Source organism: Micromonospora sp. NPDC127501 (assembly GCF_040302185.1).
GTDB lineage: Bacteria > Actinomycetota > Actinomycetes > Mycobacteriales > Micromonosporaceae > Micromonospora.
This window is the reverse complement of sequence record NZ_JBEORJ010000018.1, coordinates 28,994-51,684: the sequence shown is the minus strand read 5'-3', so window position 1 is coordinate 51,684 and position 22,691 is coordinate 28,994. Positions and strand designations below refer to the sequence as shown.

The following is a 22,691-nucleotide window of genomic DNA, read 5'->3' as shown; positions in this document are numbered from 1 at the left end:
CAGACGGTACTGGACCCGTCCGACAGCGCGAGCGAGTTAGCCGGCCGAACGCCTCGCGGGGTGTCGCCGGCCCAGGCGGATACGGAGCCTTTGGAGCTGATGTCGCCAACGAGTCGGCCTCATCACTCCCCATGCTTCCCTATTCGGGTACGCTAGGGAACGATGACGGAAGAAATGTACTCGGTTGAGCAGGTGGCCGACCGGCTCAACCTGCATGTGCGCACCGTGCGCGGCTACATCCGCTCGGGCCGGCTGCGCGCGGTGCGGATCGGCAAGCAGTACCGGATCGCCGCCAGCGACCTCGACGCGCTCACCGGCCAGGCCCCGGCCGCGCCCAGCGTCGCCAGGCAGGCGGAGGTGTCGAGCATCGTCCAGATCGACGGTGTCGACAGAGCCGCCGCCGACCGGCTCGGCACGCTCGTGCTCACCAGCGCCAACACCGGCCACGACCAGGCCAACCCGCTGCGGGTGCAGACCGTGTACGACGAGCAACGCCATCGCATGAAGATCATCATCCTGGGTGACCCGGCCGCCACCGCCGAATTGCTGCACCTGCTCGACGCCGTCCTCAACGCCGACAACGGCCTGCTCGACCGGGAGGTCCACGATGCCTGACGAGATCCAGGAACGCGCCGGAGTGCCGGTGCTGGTCTGCGACCCGGCGGGGCCGCCGGTGGCCACCGAGCAGGACGCGCTGGACCTGATCGGGGCGGCGTTCCTCGGCGCCCAGGTGGTCGCCGTGCCGGCCAACCGACTCGACGAACGCTTCTTCTCGCTGGGCACCCGCTTCGCCGGCGACGTGATGCAGAAGTTCGTCAACTACCGGGTGCGGCTGGCCGTCGTCGGCGACATCTCGGCGCAGCTCGCGGAGAGTTCCGCGCTGCGCGCGCTGGTGCACGAGTCGAACCAGGGTGGGCAGATCTGGTTCGTCCCCGACCTCGACGCGCTCGACACCCGCCTCCGCACGGTGCGATAGCGCCCTCAGCGGTCGGACACGACCGCCATCTCCACCGAGTCCGGCTCCACTCCCCTGATCCGAGCCTGCTCGGCCGCCCATCGCAGATAGGCCAGCCACTCCTCGGACGACCAGCCGTTACGCCGGCCAACACCCGCCTCGGCGGGGAGTTGGCCGGCCACGACACGGTCGAGGATCAGGGGCTGCACGCCGCCCACCCCGCGCCGGTAGCCGACGAAGTAGAGGACCTTCGTGCACAGGCCCGGCCCCAACCAGGGCAGGCGAGCGTGGTCCGGGTCGCGGAAGCGGCGGTACGCCGTACGCAGCGCGTCCTCGTCGGGAGCTGTCGTGGACACGTCCTCCAGCGCGTACGCCAGGCGTTTGCCGTGCGGATCGGCGTCGAGTGACCTGGCGGCGCGCCACGGACCGTACCCGATGGGGCCGTAAGCCCAGGCCAGCACGGCCGCCAGTAGGTGCCGCGGGCTCGCGGACCCCGCCCGGTACGCGTCGGCCACCGCGAAGACGTCCCGCCGCCAGATCTCGCCGGTCGCCGGAAGGCCCCCGGGCCACGCGTCGGGCGGCAGCCCCGCCCGCCAGCGGTCGACGTTCACGGTGACCGGGGCCCGCTCGCCCGGTAACACCACAGCTTCGGTCGTCTGCATTGTCGCCTCCCACAGATCGCGCGCTCGCGGAACTCCGTGGTTCGGACGCTATGGTCGGGCGCTTCCACACGCCGCCCGCCGACGGCACATCGCGGTATCGACCGCATGGGCGCCTGCCTTCCGGGCAGCCAGCATCTGGCGGGACCGAGAACGTCGCACGATTGATCTACGGTGCTCCCGTGCTTCCCCGAAACGTGAAGATCATCGATCAGGTCCGAGCCGAGGCGCTGCGCCGCGGCATACCCGCTGCCGACGTGGAGCGCTGGCTGGAACTCGCCCGCCCCTCGGCGCTCCTGACACAGGGGGGTGACGGGCCGGTCGTGGGTGCCATCCGTGGGCCCGTGATGCTTCCGGCCGACGCCAAGGACCCCAAGTTCCCCTTGATCGCCACCATCGACTGCGCTGCCCTCCCGGCAGACGTGACCGACCTTCCGCTACCGGCCGACGGCCAACTGCTGCTGTTCGGCTGGCCCGAAGAGCACGGTTACGGCCAGGTGATGTATGTGCCGGCGGGCGTGGCCGTCGAGGAGCGGGAACAGCATCTGCCGGGCTTCTCTCCGGACGACGAGGAGTGCGCCGAGGTCTACGCGGAGATCCCGCAGGGCGATCTGCACCTCACTGTCGATATCTCTCTGCCCTACGTCGAGACGATCCCGGGGCCCCCGTGGTCTCCGCCGCTGCCGGGGAATCCCCCGTTCGAAGAGATGACCGAGGTGTGGAAGGACGTCCTGAACAAGGTGCCGGACGGCCCGTTCTCCCATGGTGGCTAGACGACGCCGCTGCTGTTGGGCGGCTACGGCACTGACTGCAACGGTTTCAACCCCGCCTGGTTGGGCGCCAACCCCTCGGGCTGGTCCGACTACGACGGGCCGGTGCGCGGTGGTGGGCCGCCCGACCATGGTGACTGGGTTCTGCTGGCCGAGTTCCACGGCGGCAGACAAGGCGGCGCGAGCATCCACTGGGTGATCCAGCGTGCCGACCTGAAGGAGCGACGCTTCGACCAGGCCAGCGTCCTCGTCTACTGGAATCCGTGACTCCGCTCGCTCCCGTGAGCGTCGTCCGGGCCGATCGCTGCCAGCCAGTGGACCGAGCCGGTCGGGACGGCATTGGAGCTGACGGGGGCTCAGGACTAGCCGCACAGTGACCGGGTACGCGCGATCCATGGGTAGCCACAAGCAGAACAAACACGACAGCGGCGGCGAGTCGGCGCGAGGCCGGCGGCATTCGGGCAGCGGCGCTCCGGGCCGCCAGGGCTCGCCCATGGAGCGCTCGCCCGACCAACGGCACCGCCGCACCGCGACCGGCCCGGCCGGCACCGAACGCGACCTGGGCCGGGCCAAGGTCTCGGGCGACGAGCGGATCCAGCGCCAGGGCGGCTCCTGAGCCGAGCACTCAGCCGGTGCAGCGGCTCCCACGTTCGCAGGGCGGCTGCACCGGCTGAGCGGTTACTACGGCGTGGCGCAGATGGCGTACGCCGTGTCGGACCAGTTCCCGGCGAAGGCGTCCTCCTCGTACGCGCCGGACGCTGCGGTCGTCGGGGCGGTCGCGGGGCCGCCGTTGGGGCGGAAGTCGTCGACGATGCCCTCGCCGGTCACCCCGTTCAGCTCGTAGCCGGCGCCGGTCAGCACCTTCCCGACCGGGCAGGTGGCCGTGACGCTGCGGAAGTCGAGGGAGGTGCTGGCCCCCACGGCCGAGGCGCGCACCAGGCCCGCGAGGGGGTTGGCGCAGATCGCGTACGCGGTCGCGGACCAGTTCAGGGCCGTGGCGTCCGACTCGTACGCGCCGACGGTGACCGCGGTCGGCGCCGTGGCGATGCCACCGTTGGGCCGGAAGTCGTCGACGACACCTTCGCCGGTGACCCCGTTCAGCTCGTAGCCGGTGCCGGTCAGCACCTTCCCGACCGGGCACGTCGCGGTGACGCTGCGGAAGTCGGTCGAGTTGCTGACGCTGGTTGTGGCCACCCGGACCAGGCCCGCGAGGGGGTTGGCACAGATCGCGTACGCCGTCACCGACCAGTTCCCCGCGAACGGCTCGGTCTCGTACGCGCCGACGGTGACCGCTGTCGGTGCCGTGGCGACGCCACCGTTGGGGCGCAGGTCGTCGACGACGCCCTCGCCGGTGACGCCGTTGAGTTCGTAGCCGGTGCCGGTGAGCACCTTCCCGACCGGGCAGATCGCCGTGACGCTGTGGTAGTCGGCCGAGTCGTTGACGCTGGTCGCGGCGATCCGCACCAGACCCGGGACCGCGGCGGACGCCGGACTCGCCGGGGCGAGCACCGCTCCGGCCGCGACAAGACCGAGCACGAGTACGGACGCTCGGGCGCTGTACGGCCGACTTTTGTTCTGAGGACGCATGCGTTTCTCCCGTCTGAGGCCCAGACGGGCGGCAGGTGAGACGCCGACGTCCAGGCCGTTCGTGATGACGGGTTCACGCTAGGTAGCCACCTGACCAGGCATTATCTCCAAGCCGACTACGTCGCGTAACGGACTGGACCGTTCGTCGGCGTCACTGGACTGACGGACGATGCGCAGACATCGACGTCTGTGCATACCATTCGGCTATGCCTGCTCGCCGCGTCACCGCCACCGTCGCCCTCGCCGCGCTGGCGAGCCTGCTCGCCGTCAACGCCGCCTATGCCGACGGCCCCGCGATCAGCACCCCCGGCACCCCCACGGTGGTGGTCAACGAACCGCATCAGCTCACGCTCAGCTGGACGCCCTCCGCCTGGGTCGAGCCCGGTGCGGAGCAGCCGATCAACTACGAGGTGCAGGTGCCGTTGGGGCCGAACACGTACCGATTCCTCGGCTCCACCACCGACACCACCATCACGCTGACCGACCTCGCGCCCGGCACGACGTACCGGATCGGTATTGCCGCCCGCGCGCTCGGCGGCTACTCCGACACCTCGCCCACCACCACAGTGCGCACCGCGGCCGGTCGCGCGACGGTCAGCTACCTCAACCTGGACTGGTCCCCCACGAACAACCAGATCCAGCACCTCCTGAAGGTGACAAACACCGGCACCGCCCCACTCGACCTGAGCACGGTGCAGGTGCGCTACCACCTGCGCTTCGAGGGCGCCAACACCTCGCTGGTGCCGAACTGCGACTGGGCGGCGCTGGGTTGTGACCGGATCCGGCAGACCGTGCAGTTCTTCATCCCGCCGGGCGGGCCGCCCGGCGGGATGACGACGCCGGCGCCGCCGGGTTACCCGATCCCGGGAACGCCGGTCCCCGGCCGGGTGGAGCTGACCTTCACCGACGGGACGCTCGCGCCGGGTCAGTCGACCGGACCGATCCAGCTACGGCACCACCGACACAGCTGGAGCAACATCGACGAACGCGACGACCCGAGCTGGCTCGCCGCCTCCGGTCAGTGGACCGAGAACGACCGGATCACGCTGGACGTCGACGGGGTACGCGAGTTCGGAGACACCTACTCCTGACCGCGCGCCTGGCGTCCGGCGCGAGCCGCGTCCGGGCGGCCTTGTCCTGACGAGCGGTATACCTGTGGGTCATGTTTATGCCTCACAGGTATACCGCTCGTCGGGGAATCATTCCCGGCCGTCGGGCACCCTGACACCGAGCCGTAGCGAGGCAGCGCCAGCTGTGTGCGCGGTTGAGGGTCCGCGCAGCTCCGGGACAAGGCACCCGCCCGGGCCATGCGTCGACTGTCGCGACTGACCAGGTACAACGGCATGTCCCGGTAATCGTCGGCGACATACGCGATCGGTATGCGCTCGACTCCGCATCGGTCGCGTCGGGCAGACTGCGGGCATGACGGAACGCCCGGTGCTGTATCTGGTCGTCTGCGCCGCGGGGCCGGCGGAACACATCGACGAGCTGGTCGACCTGCTGCTCGCCGACGGGTGGCAGGTGTGCATGATCGTCAGTCCGACCGCCGCGCCGTGGCTCGACCGGGCGGCGTTGCAAGACAAGACCGGCTATCTCGTACGCGTCGAGTGGCGGATGCCCAGCGACCCCGAGCCACATCCGCCGGCTGACTTGGTGCTGGCGGCGCCGGTCACGTTCAACACGGTGACGAAGTGGGCGCTGGGCATCAACGACACCCTGGCGCTCGGCGTCCTCAACGAGTCGATGGGCGCGGGCCTACCGATCTTCGCCTTCCCGCACGTTAAGGCGGAGTTGGCCGCTCATCCGGCGTATGCGGGCTACCTGACGGTGCTGCGCGAAGTCGGTGTGGTCGTCGGGGACGGGAACCCGCTGAACCGGGCGCACGGGCCGGATCGTTGGGGTGTGGTCATCGAGACCCTGCGCTCGAGAAGATTGCCTTGACGGCGTTCCATGTCGATTTTGTCGAGTCGCCGCGCTTCCGTTAGGCCGACCACTGCTGAGCCGCATCGAGGAGTGGGCCGTGGTGGGGCGCCGACGCGGCAAGCCGCATGCGTCGCTAGCTGGCGGGCAGCCCCTGCTGCGGTACGCAAATCACCAGGTTTTTGAGACGAGCGAACTCGTGCGGCGCGAGATTCGCGACGGCCGCGAACTCCTCCACGCTGCCAAACCCGTGGCGCACCTGCCGCTCGGCCACCACCCGCTGCGCACGTTCAGGGTGAAAGTGCGCAAGAGCGGCGAGCTGTTCGATCGTCGCCGTGTTGACATCCACGACCTCTAGGTGCGCAACCATTGGCGCCGACGGCGGTGGTAGCGGCAACGGTTGAAAGGGCACGGGCGCGGCTGCGGTCTCGTATCCGTAGTAGGCGTCAGGCTGCGGCATCATCTCCGCGACGGCGGCAGGCACGGATGTAGGCAGGGACGGTGGCCCTGCCGGCGCTGGTGGGTGCTCGCTGCCGGTCCAGGTGGGGGGTGGCGCCTGGGGCCTGGCATACCAGGGAACATGGCCGGCCCGCCAACGCAGCCAGGACGGGTTGATGACGAGACCGTGCACGATGCTCGCCACCCACAGCGTCATGAGCACGACGGCCGCCACCGTGCTCAGGGTGCTTGTCTTGTCCGCCTCACCGACAGTGGCGAAGGACGTCCAGCCGATCACCAGGTAGACGATGCCCGCAATCCACCAGGCCGGCCGCCGGGCACGCAGGCCAACGTAGAGGAACCCTGCGCCGGCCAGGAAGCCGCAGCCGGCGACAGGCAGCAGCAGCCAGAGGCTGTGCCGGATCCGCCAGCCGAGGTTCGCCGCCGGACTCGGAGGCGCTAGTGGAGGTTGCCAACCCCCGTTAGACACGCTCGACATTCCGCTCCTCCTGCAGGCACTGCACGTTCACGTTGGTCCTCGTGTCTCGACCGTCCAAGCGATCCCTGGTCCGCCGTCACGGCGGCTTCGGCCAGCGGCAGGAGGATCGGCAGGACGCTGAACGTGCCTTCTCGATCATGCCGCCGCCCCAGGGCTTGATGATCTTCCACCAGGGCAGGCAGCGGCGCATCGTCGGGGCGGATGGCGCCAGGTGAACCGAACGGTGGCTCGCGACAGCCACCCGGCCTGATCTTGACGTTGCCGGTGCTCCAATCGCAAGGTTGGATCTTGTGAACGGCCATCCGTCTCTGTAGCCTCGCCCGCCGCGACGTCAACTGAAGAGAACATCCCGAGCGCATCCGGCAGATCGGGGCACAGCTGAAAGCTCGTTGCCCATGAACGTACTGATCGCGCTCGTCCATCGGCCCGGCCGGTCGCCCCCGGCGCCGAAAGGTTGAGCGGGCAAACATGCACTCGACCGAGCGACAGAACCGTTCACCGACCGTACCGTCAAGGGATCTTGAGCGGACCCGCTGAGCGACCTGGGCTTTCTCGGCTCCGCACGAGAAGGGCCAATTTGCCGTAGCGAGACGCTACGGTGCGCGTCATGTGAGCGGGAGGTCCACAATGTTTGCGGATTCGGAAGAGCTAAGTCGCGAGCAGAAGTACTTCGACGCGGCTTGGGACCACCGGGAGCGCATGCGCACGACTCTGGGTCTCGCCGCAGGCGCTGCCGCCAACAGCGGCGCCGCCGCGAGGATCAGGCAGGACACCCAAGCGCGACTGGACCGCATAGGCGGATCAGATGAGCCTGTCGCCTTCGGCCGGATGGATTACGAGGACGGCGAGGTCTTCTACATCGGCCATCACGTGATCGTTGATGATCATGCTGAGCTGCTCGTCATGAACTGGCAGGCACCCGCCGCAGCCCGCTACTACGAGGCAAGTCATGCCGACCCGCTTGGGCTGAGCCTCAAGCGCAATTTCGAGTGCTCGAGCAACACGATCACGTCGTTCAGCGACACGGTGTTCGCCCAGTTGGCCGCCGACGTCGCCGAGCTGGAGGCGTATGAGGACGTCGTCGACGATGCGCTGCTCGCAGACCTCAACAGCAACCGCACCGGCACGATGCAGGACATCGTCCGGACGATCCAGGCGGCGCAGTTCGATCTCATCCGTGCCCCGATGGACCAGCTGTTGGTCGTTCAGGGAGGGCCGGGCACCGGAAAGACAGCAGTCGCGCTGCACAGGGTCTCGTGGCTGCTGTTCAACAGTCAGGGCCGACTCTCGGCCCAGGATGTCCTCATTATCGGCCCGAACCCCACGTTCACGCGCTACACCCGCACCGTGCTGCCCAGCCTGGGTGACACGAACATCGAACAACGCGACATCAACCAACTGCATCCACCGGTGAAACGTGGTCGCCAAGAGGACCCCGAAGTCGTGAGGCTGAAGGGCGACGGCAGGATGGCTGGGCTTCTACGGCGGGCGCTCTATGCTCGGGTCGGCCCGCCCGAGGGACAGCATTGGGTTGAGGCGCAGATCGAGGGCCGCCCCGTGCCGATGGCCGCCGAGGAGCTTAAACCGCTGATAGCGCGGTGCTGTGCCAGCGCCGGCACATACTCCGAGCGCCGGCACCTGTTCCGGGATCTGCTGACCGATCTCGTCTCCCCCCGGGTCCGCATGAGTCCGCAGCGACTACGGACGGCACTCGATCCCGTCATGGACCGGCTCTGGCCGTCGTTCACCGCCGCGTCGTTCCTGCGTGAGTTCTACGGCTCGCGGGACCGGCTGATGGCAGCGGCGGGCGACGAATTCACGGCCCGGGAAGTTTCACTGATGCACCGGCGGCCCGCCGATCGGCTTTCCGAAGAGACGTGGAGCGACGCCGACCTTGCGGTGCTCGACGAGGTCGAGCACCTCATCAACAGCGTGGAGGCCCGCTACACGCACATCGTCGTCGACGAGGCGCAGGACCTCTCCCCCATGCAACTGCGAACCATCGCCCGCCGCTCTGCCAACGGATCCATGACCATCGTCGGGGACATCGCTCAGTCGACCGGCCACTGGGCGCACGACGACTGGGACGAGGTGCTCGCTCACCTGCCCGTCAATCTGCCCCAGGTCCGGGAAGAACTGCGTTACGGCTACCGGGTACCCCGACAGGTCTTCGAGCTTGCGGCCCACCTCCTGCCGCTCGCCGCTCCCACGGTGCAGGCACCGCAAATCGTGCGGGACGGTCCGGCCGATCCTCTCGTCCACCGGGTCGACGGGGACGAGCGTGCGGCTGAGGCCGTCCGCGTCGCGATGGGGCACGCCGCCCACGGCCGATCCGTAGCCATCATCTGCCCCGCTTCCTGCCGCCCGGACACGGAACGAGAGCTGAAGGCCAAAGACGTGGCCTGGCGTGCCGCGTCCGCCGGTGAACTCGGCCCAGGAATCAACCTGGTCGGTCCTCAGGAAGCCAAGGGCCTCGAATTCGACGCGGTCGTCGTCATGGAGCCGGAAGACATCGTCGCCGAGGACGACCGGGGCCACCGCTTGCTGTATGTCGCACTGACGAGAACCACGCGGTATCTCGACATCGTCTGCGTCGGAGACCCGCTCGCCATGGGGGACGACGACCGCGCGTCGGACGACACCGACGAGCCCTCTGCGGCGGCCGGCGACGCCGCCACCCACGCAGAGGAACATTCGGATTTCAGGCCGGACCCATGGGGACCAGTCCTCCATGAGGTGCTCGGTCCGAACTTCGCTGCAGCCAATGGATCAGATGCGGCCGGCGGCAAGGACGGCCCGCGTGTCCGTCCTGCGACGATGGTGGAGCCTTCCGACGCCCCGGCACGACGAGGACACGTCTCCCAGCGATTCGTCGACCTGGCGGCGGAGGAGGTGGTCGCGCTACTCCGCGGAACTGTCGCGCCGAATCTGTGGGAGTCCGTACTAGCCAGAGCCGGCGAAATCCTCGACGCAGACGGCTGAAGCACGAGATTCGTCGGCAACGGGTCGCCTCGCCGCAAACGGTTCGGAGCTCAAGACCGGTCTCTGTGTGGGGATGGTCGCAGATCGAGAATGTCGGGCACCCCCTCTGCGCCGGTCTCTTGACGCCGCAGCAGGGTTAGCAGGTCCTCCTGGCGTGGCTGCCCGAACGCCAGCCGGTACACAACCAGGTCTGCCTTGAGCCTGTCGAGCCTCGCCTGGTCGCGGCCGAGCGGGTATGGCAGGACGTGTCATCGCCTCTCACCTGACGACAAAGGGCGCCCACGTCGTTGAACCGCTGCGCGGCATGGCCATCGGAGCGCGGTTGCACTGGTACGACGCACAACGGACGACCGACGCCGTCGTGCCCACCGCCGACGCGGGCGCCGTGGCCGAGAGCCTTGTCGAAGGCCTCACCACTGACGAGGCCGCGATCAGCCGAAAGAGCAACCTATGTCACTAGGCGCGCCATAGGTCAACCACGAGGACGAGGTGAGAGGATCGGAGTCAGGTGCCAGCCCGAAAGGATCTACGTGTCCCCGATCCCGCTCAGCTATACCGACATTGCGGCCGACATCGCCGAGAGGATCAAAACAGGCGAGCACGAGACTGGCGCCAAGTTGCCCTCGTACTCACAGCTCGCCGACCTCTACTCGGTGTCGTTCTCCACTGCCGCCCGCGCCATCGCCCTACTACGCGACCGGGGCATCGTCGTCGGCGCACCAGGTCGGGGCGTCTTCGTCGCCCAACGAGCTGGCAGATAGCCCACCCCGGGGCAGAGGGCTCGGTCCTCGGTCCCGGCAGCTCAGCGTCCGGACCCGCCGGCCAGGACGGTTTTCGCTAACTCGAATATGATCGTCCTATGGAGTTGAGCCAGGATCAAATCGCGCTCCTGCAGGCCATCCAGCTCCTGCAGAACGAGTTGAACGACCATCTGCCCTCGACGGTCGACGTCGGACAGCGACTGCTGGCCATCTACAAGGAACGTGGTGGCCCCTACTTCTGGGCTGCTCAGGCACCTTGGCACGGCACCAACCCGATGGCGCGTGAACTCGAGGACGCCGGCCTGATCAAGGTTCACTCCGGCGTGGCCCAGTACGTCGAGCCGGGCACACCCACCCCCACCCCCGACCGCTACTTCCTTTCCCTGACGGACCAAGGAGACCAGGCGATCACCGATCAGATGAATTGACGAACCACTGCGTGAGGCGTGGCGGTCCTACCACGCTAACCCTCACAGCACCGCAGGTACCTTCACGTCGGTCACCCGCCCTCGCGCATGTAGGTCACCCCGAATGCCTTGACTTGCCGGAACTCCTGAAGCTTGGTCGCGAGGTCAAATGCGTCACCGGTGACGTACTGAAAGATGTCGAGGCCGCGGCCGAGGAGGATCTTCCAGCCCGTGTCCGTGACAATCGAGCGGTCGTGGATAGTGTTGTCGAACGCGACGTCAAAGTTGACGCCCCCGACCGCCGCACCCTGCTTGATCTTGAGAAGAAACTCAAGCTGCTTACGCAGCTTGTCCGCGCCCCCCTCGGCGTTCTCCGAAGTGATCAGCTTGATGTTGAGTTCGTCGGCTGCGTCCTTCGTCCTGGCGATCGCCTCGATGAGTTCCATGAGGTTGCGTGCCTGATGGAACTGACGAATGTAGGGGTCGATGATCGTGATCAGCCCCGCACCGCGCAGGTACGGGATGATGAGCCTGTCGAAAGAGACGCCACGCTGATTCTCCTGGAACTCTCGGTACCCTTCGAACAGGGGCGGCTCGGCGACTGGCTCGGACCGGCGCTGTGCTTCTGTCTTCACGGTCGGCGCCGAGCCACCTGGCCTTGGTTCGCCTCTATCGTCCGCGGTCTCGGCACCCTCGCGGCGGTCGCGGTAGTAGTAGGCCGGGTACTCATCCTCTTCAAGAGTCGAGACTGGGCACCAGCCTCCACTGGCGTCTAGGTAGCCGAACTTGACGTCGGCCATCGTCGAGTCAATGCGCAGAATCTGGTCCTTGACGCGCTTGCGGCCCTCGATCGCGAACCGCAGGATCTCCTCAATCTCCTCGGCCGTGGCCTCCCCATGTGGGTAGATGATCTTCATCAGCCCGGAGAACGTCTTGTGGATGCCATCACGGTCGCGGGTCGAGATGTCCGGCGACAGCGTGAAGAGCTGTTGGTAGCGGTCGGAGTAGTCCTGGGACCGCATCGACTTGAGCACCTCGGCGATGTAGTCGACGACGAACCCATAGCCGTTTGAGAACATCTCCCCGCGGATGGTGTCGACCTCCCATCCCGGAATGTAGTGGTGCAGCCGGTCGAGGTAGGCCGAGTCGTGGTAGCTGTCGGGCAGCTCGTCGAACAGGTCGGAGTGCTTCAGCATGTACGGCACGGTGTGCGAGGTGTTGCCGACGAACACCATCGACGCCTCCGCGCCGAGTGTCTCGACGCCGCGCGAGAACGACTTGTTCGCCATGTAGTTCTTCATGATGTCGACGAGCGCCCTGTCCGCGCGCTTCTTCTTGCCCGCGAATTCGTCGAAGGCGACTACATCCCAGTAGCCGACCAGGCCGATGCGTCCGTTGGCGTTGTTGACAAACAACTTCGGCACCGTGACCTCGCCACCAGAGATGAGCATGCCGTGGGGCGAGAATTCGGAAAAGATGTGCGACTTGCCGGTGCCCTTGGGACCGAGCTCGACGAGGTTGTAGTTGCGCTCGACGAACGGAATGAGCCGCACGAGCTGGATGAGCTTGGCCCGCCGGCCGAACAGCTCGGGGTTGAACCCGATGGACTGCACGAGCAGATCGATCCACTCGTCGGTGGTGAACTCCCGCCGGGCGGCCAGGTAGCCCTCGAAGTCGAAGTTTGACAACTGGATGGGCTTGATCGAGCCGAGGATCCAAGGCACGACCCGTGCGTCGTCGCTGTGGAGGTACTCGATGTCGCAGATGCACCAGACGCCGCCGACGAGCAGCTTCGGGTGCGCCTTGATCGTCGCGGGCTCGACAAGCACGCCCTTGATGCCGAGGTTGGCGAACTCGGCCTCGTACACGTCGGCTTTGTCGTTGAGCGTGGCCGTGACCTTGTCGATGATCCGGTGCCGCCCCCGTTCGCGGATCGTAGACTTCACCAGCTCGGACTGGTTCCGGTGCACGTAATGGTCGGCCAGGATCTTCCGCACGGTGTCGATGCCCGCGTGGATCGTGGCTTCGTCGTCCGAGGCCGCGTACTGACCGAGCAGGTATTCCAACACATAGGACGGCACGATCGCGTTGCCCTTGACCGCCTTCACGAGATCCTTGCGCACGACGACGCCTGGGAAGAGCTGGTTGATCTTACGGTCCAGCTCGCTCTGGATTGGCACGTCGGCCACTGCTGCTTCCTCGACTGTCCCACTCACGGCCGCCCCTTCCTTAGAAGTCGAAGTCCGAGGTGAACGAGCGCTTCAGCGTGTACATCGCCTTCGCGTAGACGCGCCACTGGTTGGTGTTGAGAATGCGCTCCTCCAGACGGAACTCGACCGCACGGTTGTTGTAGTCGTTGGCGTCCTGGCTGAGCAGCATCCGTGCGCTGTGGTACCGGTCTCGCTTGTCGGCCGAGATTTGGTCGAAGGTTAGGTGGGCGAGATTCGAGATCAGGGTCTCGCCGACATAGAGCCCGGCCCGAAGCGTGCGTGGCTGGACCTTGTCGGTGACTGGCTCGGACTGGAACAGTCGGACCACGACCTGCCCGGTAGTGATCTTGTCGGACTCGGGCCATACCTCGACGTTAACCAGTCGGGTGTCGCTCTTGCGCTTCTTGTTGACGGCCAGCACGGGGACGACGATCTCCTGGAGCGTCGCCCCACCGTGGACGAACCGTGATCCCCCGCCGGCGAGGCGGAGTCGGTGGATCGACTTGGGGATCTGCACCTCGAGGTCGCTCTCGAGCCCAAGCTGGGCGGCATCGAAGGTCGCGAAGGCGTTGTGGACCTTGAGGCCGCGCCCTAGCACGTACCGTCGGTTGACGACTTTGATGTCGTCGCCCTGCGGCTGAGTGGACAGGAAAAATGTGTCGCCTAGGGTCTCGTCCTGGAACAGGAAGCCGTGGTCAGCCGTGATGAAAATGTTCGTGGCGTTGGCGCTGGCCAGCTTCTTCACCAGGTCGACAATGTCACGCAGCGTGTCCTCGACGGCCTCGAACACCTGCCGTTCGGTGCCGGGCTTGTCACCGATGGCGTCAATTCGGTTGTGGTAGACGTACAGGACTCGGTTGGCCTTGTAGAGCTCGCGCCGCTCGTCGGCGTTCAGGGCCTTGAAGTCTTCGGCCTGGATAGCTGCGCCGCCGATGGTTTCGAGGATCTTTCCGCGGAAGGCGGTACCGTTCGTCGGCTGACCGTCCGCGAGTACGGTCCTCGCGTCGGCGGAGTGCTTGAGCGTTGAGTGCGGCAGAAGCGCCGCCATCCCGAGCTGCGTGCAGCTCGGCAACACCCCGAGGACGGCGTCGAGCGTGGCGTCGAAGCGGTCCTCCTTCCGAATGCGTGAGCCGAGTTCATCGGCCACCTCGTACCGGAGCGCGTCGGAGATGATGACGACGGCCTTCTTGTCGCCGTCGCGCACGAGTGGCTCAATATAACCAGCGTAAAAGCCCGTCTGGGAGCGGAGTACGGCTGAGCGCCACCTGTCGACCTGGTCCACCTGCTGCTGCCAGGCATTGCCCAGCCCGTAGACGAACTTGTTGGTATAGCGCTTCTCGACCTGCTCGCGCAATGCCTCTAGTGGCTTCGGGTATTCGACCGTGCGCGTCGCGTAGACGAACTGCCGGTAGAGCTGGTCGATGCGGAACCACTCGCGGCGGTAGCGCTCCAGCCCGTCGTCGAACGACTGCATCCCGAGGTTCAGCGAGGCGAGCCCGCCCAGCAGTTCGGAGGCGCTGGCGACCGCCGTGTAGAGCTGTCTGTACCCGTCGATCCACACGCTGCTCTGCCGCGCGCGCACCACTTCGGCGACCTCGCGCGGGGTGACGGTTTGCTCAGCCACTGCACGCGCCAGGTCGCTGATGATCTTCTGGTCGGTCTCCTCGAACAGGTCGACCGCCACCAGATCACGGAAGCTCGCGTCTTCGATCAGCGAGGCATAGTCGAGGTTACGTGCCGCCCGCTTGGCCAGCGTGGCGAGCGCCTCCTGGCTGCGCCGGTCGTTGCGCACGCTCGCGAAGTCGAGCTGGATGTTCTGCAGCCCACCCTGCCGGTCAGACTTGAAGCCCTCAATGGCCTTGCGGAAGATCCACAGCACCAGATCGTCAATGCTCGGCGACGGCGACTCGTAGCCGTAAATACTGGCGACGCCGCGCCAGTAGAAGTCGTCGAGGCCGTAGTCGACGAGCGCGTCGTACTTCGCGTGGAGCCCTCGAGCGTTCTCGGTGAGCAGCGTGCGGGTGATCTCCAGTAAACTGTGGGAGTCCTTGAGACCAAGTAGCACCGCGGTCATCTTGGCGCGCAGGTCGGTGGAATCGTCCTCCGGACTCAGCAGAGCCTTGAGGCTCTGGACGCGTTTGGTCGCGTTGAAGAACTTCTCGTGGGTCTGGACGACCTCGTCGATGCCCGTGCCAGTGAGGCCGAGATCCTGCGCAACGAGGGCGGTGCGATCGGCCGTGAAGACTCCGTAGGCCAGCTCCAAGTCGAGCAGCCAGTTCCCGATGCCGCTCGGCACCTGGCCTGAGCGGTAGACGAGGAACTTGCCCTCCGGCGCGTCGTGCAGCAACCGGTTCTTGACGGCGAACTCATCGTTGGCCACGCGGATTGTCTGGATGCCCGGCAGGTCGAGACCGTCCATGTCCGCGGCGTACTGGCCGTCCGGGTCGTGCCAGAAGACGACCCGGCGGCTGTCGAACCAGCGCAGCAGGTGCGGGCGGACTGTGGCGGAGTCACTCATCGCTTGCCTCGAGACCGACGATCTTCTTTAGGGCGGTGCCGAACTTCGGGTAGTTGGCCTTCACACCGTCGTCCAGGTCGATCGCGAGCTGACGGGACGCCAACGGGTATAGCACGTCGTGCTCGTACTCCTCGAGCTCCAACAGCACCTTGCGCAACCGATCGGCCTCCTTCTGGGCGGCCACCTGCTGGCGCGGCGTGCCGCCGCCAGCGGCCAGGCGTTCCTGTTGCTGCAGGCTCGACGAGAGCTTGGCCTGGAACTCGCGCAGATACTCATTGAGCACGGTCGAGACCGTGGACGGCGTGTAGCGGTGCATGTACATCAGCGCGTTGAACGAACCCTTGGGGCTGGAGAACAGCCAGTAGATCGGACGCTTCTTGTACCGCTGGACGTGGTCCTTATAGAAGGACTTCACGAAGTAGTCCCGCAGGTTCCTCACACCGAGCGATTCGGTGACGAACCGCAGGTTCTCCTCAAAGTGTTGCTCACCGAAGGCATCGCGGAGGAACTGGCGGAAGCGCTCCACAACGTCGTCCTCGAACCAGTCGCCATCGACGATTGGGATGACGTTGTCGGCGTCCGGCACGAAGGTCGGCGTCGGCACCTTCACGAGGTAGTCCTGCAAGGTCGTGCCTTGGTCCGCGAGGATCAGCCCCGGCTCGTCGAGACTGTAGCGCCCGAACATGCAGCCGACGGCGTAGGAGACAAGGTCGCCAGCTGCCGTCCTCTCGTATGCGCGGCGCGCCTCGGCGGGGGTGCTGAGATTCTCGAAGCGAAACCACGGGTTGTTTGTTAGTGAGACACGGTCGATCCCAACTGCAGACGAAACCTCTCCATGAAGGCCATACGCCTTCGCGACGACGTCGTTGAGTTCGGTCTCCTTCGCTCGAACCTCCTCCGTCAGTGCCATCCAGTCGTCGAGCCGACGGGCGATAACGTCACTCAGTAACCCTCCGTCCCCACGGCCGAGCCAACTCGAACCGTCAAACTCCATCGCAGTCTCCTGGGAGTTCCAGTCCTGCCGGGAGATCTCGACAAGCCTCTCGACCATCGGCTCAAGTGACTCCGTCAACGCGAGGTCGATCGGGACCTTGGCGATAGAGCCGACCTCGTAATGGATCGTTGGAGCCAGCACCTCCAACGCCTTGGATGCGACTGTAGAGTTCAGAATTCCGATAGAGGCGATGCGAGCCCGCTCACTGCCAAACAAGCTCTGCCCTACGTGCCCGAAGATCACGCCGGCGTCTACGGCTCGAAACGCTGGCGCGCCCGAGCTCACATTCGACCATGTGACCGCAGGTTGGAAGTAGTAGTCCAGATTCTGCGGGCGTGCTCGGACTCGTCCATTCTCACCCGTCGTAGTGCGGATCTCGTGCCCGTCGCGCTCCCAGTTGACGACATGTTCGATATTGCCGTACCAACGCCGGAAGGCTCCGCCCTTATTGAATGGGAACCACTTGAGGCGGGATGCCTCCGCCTCACGCCGGTTCGGAAACCCTCTGCCGAGCTTGCTGTCGGCCACCTCATACCAATACCTCAGGAACAGACCATCGTTGGCGGTGGCAAGCCCCTGCTTCGGCGTGGCGACTTGGGACAGCGCTGGCAGGCTCTCAAACGTTGCGAGAAAGGCTTCACTCAACCAGTAGGCGATTGGAGCACCCGGCACCTCAAGGAAGTCCTCCTGGTTGGCCCGGTAGGAGCCGTAGTTTGTGTCCAAGAAAAGGGCCCGAATCTTTTCAACCGATCGAACGTCAACATGCTCCTCGAAGAGTCGACGATAGACGCCGTGATGACCCCCCACATGCGGTGAATTGCATGCGACGAAGGCCACCGATCCGAAATCGGAGCCGAAGATCCCACGCCCAAGGTGCAAGAGCGACTCAAAGCGCTGCGCTCGAAGCAGAAAACGCCTCAGACCTTCAAAGGAGGTCAAGAACATCCAGGAAGGCAAGTTGATCATTCCCCAATAACCGCCTCGCGCGGTCAACACCGCAGCCCGTTCCATGAACGCGGTCATCAGGTCGGCCTTGCTTAGCGGATAGTTGTCAGCCAGCCAGCCCGACAAGGCCCCGCCCATGTTGTTCGATCCCATGTACGGCGGGTTCGCGACCACCACGGAGTAGCCGGAACTGAGAGACATAGCCTGCCTGACCACTCTGTGTGCCCGCTCGTTTGCCTCGGCTTTGAGCATGTCGCCACCGTCGTCGAGCGTCTCCAGGTGACGCGCCAGTCGAGCCGTGACGTCGGGATCGGGCTGAATGAGTGAGCCCAAGGTGTTTGCCTCGGCGAACTGGTTCCAGAAGGCGACCTCCTCGTGACGGTCCCCTCCACGAGTAACCAAGAAGTCGAGCTCATAAGGTCCGAACGAGATCGGGTCGATCACGCGGATGTTGGGCTCGATCTGTTTGTTGAAGAACGTACGCAGCTTTGCACGGGCCTTCATCGTGAGTGCAAATGCGGCGAGCGCTCCTGCTCGCGGGTCGATCTCAGTGCCGTGCAGGTTGTTGGCGAGGATCAACCCGGGGATGTCAGCCGGGCCGTACCCCTCCTCCTCGTAGATGGCGTAGAGGAGGTCGAAAGCGTAGGTGAGCATGTGCCCCGACCCGCAGGCCGGGTCGATGACCTTCAGCTCCTCGGGCTTGGTGATCTTGAGGAAGTTGGCCTCCTCGTCGACCGGGGCGATGTAATAGTCCATCTGGTTCACCAAACCGGAGGACGGCCGGTTGAGGATCCAGAGTCGGCCGAGTGAGTTCTCCACGAGGTAGCGGACGATCCAATGCGGCGTGAAGAGTTGGGTGGCGGCGGGGATCTCGTCAGCGCCGGCCTTCCTATTCTTCTTGAACCCGGCGAAGACCTCGTTCTTCCGCTCCGAGATGTAGAACTGGTATAGCCAGCCGATGACCTCTACGTCCTGGCAAACGTTGGCTGTCAGGACCTTGACAGCCCGGTTGAGTACCGAGTCGTCCGCCAGCAGGTTAGCGGGGATGAGCAGCTCGGTGAAATCACCCTCCCGCTCGAACATGAACGGCATGGAGCGGTTCCAGTAGCGGCAATAGTCTGCTAACAGCAGGGCGTAGGCTTCGCCCTGAGGGTCTTCGCTGCGACGGGTGCCGTTGAGCAGATCCGTCACCGTCTCGCGGGTCTTGGTGCCTACGACCGTGGCGTCGATGTTGCCGCGCTTGGCTGCGGCGAGGATCTCTGGCTGACCGCTTTCGACGCCGGCCTGTGGGGAGACGACGCCGGTGCCGGTATAGCCGTTGGCGTCCATGAATCTCAGGGCGATGATGCGGTTGAACCAGGTGTAGGCGACCCGGTCGGCGACAGCTGCCTTGCCCTTGTCGCCGCCACCGGCTGCGCTGACGTTATTCTCCAGGGCTTCGACGACCTTGGGCTGCTCCACCCGCTCGGGCGAGGCAGGGGCCAGCACAACGGCGATACGGGCAGTAACCTCACGGATGAGCGCCGTACGTGCCCAGGCGGCGAACGACTTCAGCGGTGCGGTTTCCATCAGAGAGAGATTCGCTTTCCGTCGTTCAGGGTCTGGACAAGTGCCGTGCGCAGGGCGTTGAGGTAGCGGTCGACGTCCTCCTCCGTCTCCAGCACCCCGGAAACGCCGGTGGCCGAGATGGTCTTGACCGACACGGTCTGCTTCGGCGGAGGTGGCGTGCCGCCATCACCGTCGCCGTCTCCCTGCTGGGAAGCGGCCAGCTGGTCGAGCAGGCCCGGGTAGACGGTCTCCTCGAAACTCGACCCGGTCTCGCGGATGAGAGCGACCTGGTTCTGGGAGCGGACACGGGAGATCGTCTGGTCGACCCGGCGCAGCACGCTCTCCCGGGCGTCCGGTATCGCGTTGGCGTAGAAGGCGCTCGCTTCGATCTCGGCCCTACGTCCCTCGATCGCCTCGACAACGTCGGTGCGGTTGCTGGCGACCACTTCGTCGATCTGGGCGCGCAGCTGGTCGGTGGCCTGCTTGAGCTGGGCCATTTTGTTGCCGCGGAAGGCGTTCGGGTCGTCCAGTGCCGTACGGACCGTGACGTCGCTGCCAGACGGCAGGTAGCCAAGGTTGCTGCTGTGAGTGGTCAGCAGATCGGCGGCCTCATCGTAGATGACCTTCTGCCCGCCACTGAGGAACGCCTGGATCGGGTCGATGGTGCTCTCCTTGGCGTCGAGCAGGTCGTCGCCAAGGTTGAAGTCGGTCAGGTACCAGTCGTCGGGCTTGCCGACCACCTGGTCGAGCAGCTCGATCGGGGCGGAGAGCTGGCTCACGAACGGGTACTTAGAACCCGTCACGGTCGCCTTGAGCTCGTCGCGCTTGCCCCTCAGCTTGTCGGCGCCGTGCCGGGCGAGCTCCAGCGGATCCTTGGGCGCGTTGGCTTCGTCGAAGAAGTCGGTGCAGAACCTGCGGAAGGCGGACACCTTGCGCTCGTCGAAGGTCTTCTGCGGCGACACCACGGTGTGGGCGTGCTTCTGGGTGTTGCGCAGCACCGTGGCGACCTCAGACCGCTTGAGGACGTTGCCATCGACGGTCAGCGTGACCTTGGACGTGCCGATCAGGTACGCGATCAGAACCTCGATCGAGGCCAGGTTCCAGCCGTAGGGCTTGGCCGTAAAGCTATCGACGACGGTCTTGACCGTGACCTGCTCGCCGAGCGCCTCCTTGCGAAGGACGAACGACAGCACCTCCTCCGCAGGAAGCTTGGTCAAGGTGCCGGCTTCGAACAGGCCGCTGTCGGGGTTCGCAGCCGAGACGACCTGCTGCTCGCTGAAGGTGACACCGCCGAGCAGCTTGAGCTGAGTGTAGGTGCGGCTGATGAGGTCCTGAAGGCCATCTGTCACTCGGGTGAGCGCGTCCTGGGAGCTTGAGGTGATGTCCGCAGCGTTGATGACCAGGGTGGCCTTGCCGACCGAGCCGCGCACCCGCTGGATGAGCTCCTTCTCCCGGTCGATGTTCTGCGCACCTTTGGAGCGCAGAATCTGGTCCTCGATCACGGAGATCGAGGTGCTCTGCTTGCGCTTGATGTACTTCTCGGTCTTGATCATCAACCGCAGGTCCGACAGCACCCGGGCGTCCGGGTCGAGGATGACGCGCAGCTCATCCTTGCCCGCACTGTGCATGCGGATCTCTTCTGGGGAGTACGGGTACTCCGGCGAGATGAAGTGGACCGCCAGCTCCCGCTGGGCGCCATGAGCCTGGTCGTCGAGCTTGAACCCGAAGGGGAAGTCCTGCCCGCTCTTGGCATAGCGGATCTTGTTGGTCTTGATGACATCGCCGGACAGGATCTTGAACAGTCGGGCGCTAACCTCGGAGGTGTCGATGTCGACGTTCTTGATCTCTTCTTCGATGACCTGCTCTTCGTTGGTCAGGTACTCGTACGCGTTGCCGTTGCGCCGGATGTAGGTCTGCGACTCCAGCAGGGTCAGCGCTTCCTTCACCTCCTCCGACAAAGCGGGAAGGTCGAGGCCGAAGCGGCCGTACACCAACACCGTGAGGTTGCGTGGGGTCGCCTGAAAGCTCTCGACGTACTTGACGAGAAAGAGAGCCTTGAGGAGCCGGACCGCCAACTGGTTGTCGAGGTTGCGCTCGGCAACGTCGATCGAACGCTGGGCGGCGGACTTCAGCGAGGCGCGGATGCCGGCGAACATACTGTCGAAGGTTGCGAGCTGGCCGACATCGACGTTGCCGATGTCCTTGGCCACCTGCTGGACGACGCCGAGCATGGACCGCTCACCGACCGAGCTGTTGCGCCCCTCGAAGACGTTGTGATCTGAGATGCCCTCGATCGCGGCCTGGAACAGCGGGAACTGGTAGCTGACGAATGGGTAGGTCCCGACGAAGTGCGCCTCATCGGTGTAGTTGCGGTAGGTCTTGGCCCCGTCGACAAAGTCAAAGAGCGTCTTGAAGTTGGCGTGCTGGTCTGCATAGATCTTGCTCAGCGCACCCACACCCGCGTCGTTCTTGTCCAGCAGGCGCTTGCGGATGACTTCCTCAACGTCGGCGCTGGTGAGCTTCAAGCGGGTCTTGAACCGGGCTTGGATCTTGGAGAAGTCGTTGCCCTGCCGCCTTGTGCGGTCGCCGATGACCTTCTCCATGTCCTCCTGAGAGGTCACGAACACCCACGAGCGGCCAGCGCACTTGGTGTTAAGCGACTCCGCGATGGTCTGCAGGTTGAGCATCAGCTTGGTGTCCGAGCCGATGAACTGGCCGACCTCGTCGACGAAGAAGTTGAGGCGGAAGTTCCGTTCGCCCTGCTTGTCGAGCCAAACCTTGACCTCGTCGGCGAAGTCCTCGATCGAGACTGAGTATGAGCCGCTGTACTGCTTGATGATGCCGTCGGCCGCCGCACCGTTTACCTCGGCGAAGGCCCGGTCGATGCTCAAGCCTTCCAACGCGCTCTGCTCGCGTCCCTGCGTCCAAGGGATGCCGGCGATCCGCTCGAACGCCTCCTTGAACGCCTCGTACTGTCCACGGTTGTCCAGGTCACGCTCGAAGCGGGCGACGTGCCCCTGGTTGCCGTAGTAGCCGCGGCTCTCGTCGAAGACCTTGACGAACACCTTCAGCAGGGCGTCGGTCTGGTCCTTGCTGATCAGGGTAGCCTTCTGATCGATATTGAACAGCAGGCTCTTGGCCGGGATGCGTTCGGCCTTGTCGAGCAAACCGGGCAGGAAGGCGTCCGGCGTCTTGGCCCGGAAGCTGTCGGAAACGTTTTGGCGCGGATAGTCCTGGCCTTCGACGTCCCCTAGCAGGTGGGCGAGCATCTTGAGCATGTGCGATTTACCGGAGCCAAAGAAGCCGGAGATCCACACGCCGTTGGCGTTGGTGTAGGAGGTGTACTCCTCGAGGAGGATCTCCAGGCCCTTCGCGGCCTCGTTGGTCAAGACGTACTCGTCGACCTCGGTGCCCAGGTGCGCGGCGTCATCGGCCTTGATGACGCCCTCGATCGGACGCTGAATGTTCTTGGCGAAGATCTCGCTGAGCTGCATCGGG

At 65.4% G+C, this 22,691-nt stretch carries 18 protein-coding genes; 11 read left to right on the top strand and 7 right to left on the bottom strand.

Annotation, left to right across the window (positions count from 1 at the left end; genetic code table 11):
* Window positions 1-162 precede the first annotated feature (162 nt).
* Window positions 163-615, top strand: coding sequence for a helix-turn-helix domain-containing protein (locus tag ABTW72_RS30180; RefSeq protein ID WP_350864646.1), 453 nt, complete (start codon window positions 163-165; stop codon window positions 613-615).
* Window positions 608-976, top strand: coding sequence for a DUF4180 domain-containing protein (locus ABTW72_RS30175; protein ID WP_350864643.1), 369 nt, complete (start codon window positions 608-610; stop codon window positions 974-976). The genes ABTW72_RS30180 and ABTW72_RS30175 overlap by 8 nt, the downstream gene beginning before the upstream one ends.
* Window positions 977-981: 5 nt before the next feature.
* Here the strand turns inward: ABTW72_RS30175 and ABTW72_RS30170 are convergent, their stop codons facing one another.
* Window positions 982-1,617 carry an 8-oxoguanine DNA glycosylase OGG fold protein gene (locus ABTW72_RS30170; RefSeq protein WP_350864640.1) on the bottom strand — a complete coding sequence of 212 codons (636 nt, stop codon included), beginning with the start codon at window positions 1,615-1,617 and terminating at the stop codon, window positions 982-984.
* Window positions 1,618-1,796: 179 nt separating this feature from the next.
* On the opposite strand from ABTW72_RS30170, the gene ABTW72_RS30165 reads away from it, so the two are divergent.
* From ABTW72_RS30165 to ABTW72_RS30155, 3 genes are all read left to right on the top strand, one after another.
* Entirely contained in the window at window positions 1,797-2,387 is a 591-nt protein-coding gene (locus ABTW72_RS30165; RefSeq protein WP_350864637.1) for a hypothetical protein, read from the top strand.
* Between the two features lie 15 nt (window positions 2,388-2,402).
* A complete protein-coding gene (locus ABTW72_RS30160; protein WP_350864634.1) occupies window positions 2,403-2,651 on the top strand; it encodes a hypothetical protein in 249 nt (82 codons plus the stop codon).
* A 127-nt stretch (window positions 2,652-2,778) separates the two neighbouring features.
* Complete coding sequence (locus ABTW72_RS30155; RefSeq protein WP_350864631.1) at window positions 2,779-3,000, top strand: hypothetical protein; 222 nt, start codon at window positions 2,779-2,781, stop codon at window positions 2,998-3,000.
* A gap of 65 nt (window positions 3,001-3,065) precedes the next feature.
* Here the strand turns inward: ABTW72_RS30155 and ABTW72_RS30150 are convergent, their stop codons facing one another.
* A complete protein-coding gene (locus tag ABTW72_RS30150; RefSeq protein WP_350864628.1) occupies window positions 3,066-3,971 on the bottom strand; it encodes a hypothetical protein in 906 nt (301 codons plus the stop codon).
* A gap of 206 nt (window positions 3,972-4,177) precedes the next feature.
* Between ABTW72_RS30150 and ABTW72_RS30145 the strand changes: the two genes are divergently transcribed.
* Together ABTW72_RS30145 and ABTW72_RS30140 are read left to right on the top strand one after the other, a co-directional pair.
* Window positions 4,178-5,062: a cellulose binding domain-containing protein gene (locus ABTW72_RS30145; protein WP_350864625.1), complete on the top strand. Its 885-nt coding sequence runs from the start codon at window positions 4,178-4,180 to the stop codon at window positions 5,060-5,062.
* Between the two features lie 331 nt (window positions 5,063-5,393).
* Window positions 5,394-5,912: a flavoprotein gene (locus ABTW72_RS30140; protein WP_350864623.1), complete on the top strand. Its 519-nt coding sequence runs from the start codon at window positions 5,394-5,396 to the stop codon at window positions 5,910-5,912.
* Window positions 5,913-6,027: 115 nt separating this feature from the next.
* Here the strand turns inward: ABTW72_RS30140 and ABTW72_RS30135 are convergent, their stop codons facing one another.
* Window positions 6,028-6,828 carry a helix-hairpin-helix domain-containing protein gene (locus tag ABTW72_RS30135; RefSeq protein WP_350864621.1) on the bottom strand — a complete coding sequence of 267 codons (801 nt, stop codon included), beginning with the start codon at window positions 6,826-6,828 and terminating at the stop codon, window positions 6,028-6,030.
* Between the two features lie 627 nt (window positions 6,829-7,455).
* Here ABTW72_RS30135 and ABTW72_RS30130 point away from each other — a divergent pair.
* The 4 genes from ABTW72_RS30130 to ABTW72_RS30115 all read left to right on the top strand — a co-directional run bounded on the left by ABTW72_RS30130 (window position 7,456) and on the right by ABTW72_RS30115 (window position 10,999).
* Window positions 7,456-9,810 (top strand): HelD family protein, encoded by a 2,355-nt coding sequence (locus ABTW72_RS30130; RefSeq protein ID WP_350864618.1) that lies wholly within the window; start codon window positions 7,456-7,458, stop codon window positions 9,808-9,810.
* Between the two features lie 235 nt (window positions 9,811-10,045).
* Entirely contained in the window at window positions 10,046-10,270 is a 225-nt protein-coding gene (locus ABTW72_RS30125) for a hypothetical protein (protein ID WP_350864616.1), read from the top strand.
* A 70-nt stretch (window positions 10,271-10,340) separates the two neighbouring features.
* Window positions 10,341-10,571, top strand: coding sequence for a winged helix-turn-helix domain-containing protein (locus ABTW72_RS30120; RefSeq protein WP_350864613.1), 231 nt, complete (start codon window positions 10,341-10,343; stop codon window positions 10,569-10,571).
* Between the two features lie 98 nt (window positions 10,572-10,669).
* Window positions 10,670-10,999, top strand: coding sequence for a hypothetical protein (locus ABTW72_RS30115; protein ID WP_350864610.1), 330 nt, complete (start codon window positions 10,670-10,672; stop codon window positions 10,997-10,999).
* Between the two features lie 71 nt (window positions 11,000-11,070).
* Here the strand turns inward: ABTW72_RS30115 and brxL are convergent, their stop codons facing one another.
* Genes brxL through brxC form a run of 4 tightly spaced genes read right to left on the bottom strand, consistent with a single transcriptional unit; the run spans window position 11,071 to window position 22,687 of the window.
* A complete protein-coding gene (gene brxL / locus ABTW72_RS30110) occupies window positions 11,071-13,167 on the bottom strand; it encodes a BREX system Lon protease-like protein BrxL (protein WP_350864607.1) in 2,097 nt (698 codons plus the stop codon).
* Window positions 13,168-13,207: 40 nt separating this feature from the next.
* Window positions 13,208-15,706: a BREX-1 system phosphatase PglZ type A gene (gene pglZ / locus ABTW72_RS30105; RefSeq protein WP_350864604.1), complete on the bottom strand. Its 2,499-nt coding sequence runs from the start codon at window positions 15,704-15,706 to the stop codon at window positions 13,208-13,210.
* Window positions 15,699-19,214, bottom strand: a complete 3,516-nt coding sequence (pglX, locus tag ABTW72_RS30100; protein WP_350864601.1) for a BREX-1 system adenine-specific DNA-methyltransferase PglX — start codon at window positions 19,212-19,214, stop codon at window positions 15,699-15,701. Before pglX ends, pglZ begins: the two co-directional genes overlap by 8 nt.
* Window positions 19,214-22,687 carry a BREX system P-loop protein BrxC gene (gene brxC / locus ABTW72_RS30095; protein WP_350864598.1) on the bottom strand — a complete coding sequence of 1,158 codons (3,474 nt, stop codon included), beginning with the start codon at window positions 22,685-22,687 and terminating at the stop codon, window positions 19,214-19,216. Before brxC ends, pglX begins: the two co-directional genes overlap by 1 nt.
* Window positions 22,688-22,691 lie beyond the last annotated feature (4 nt).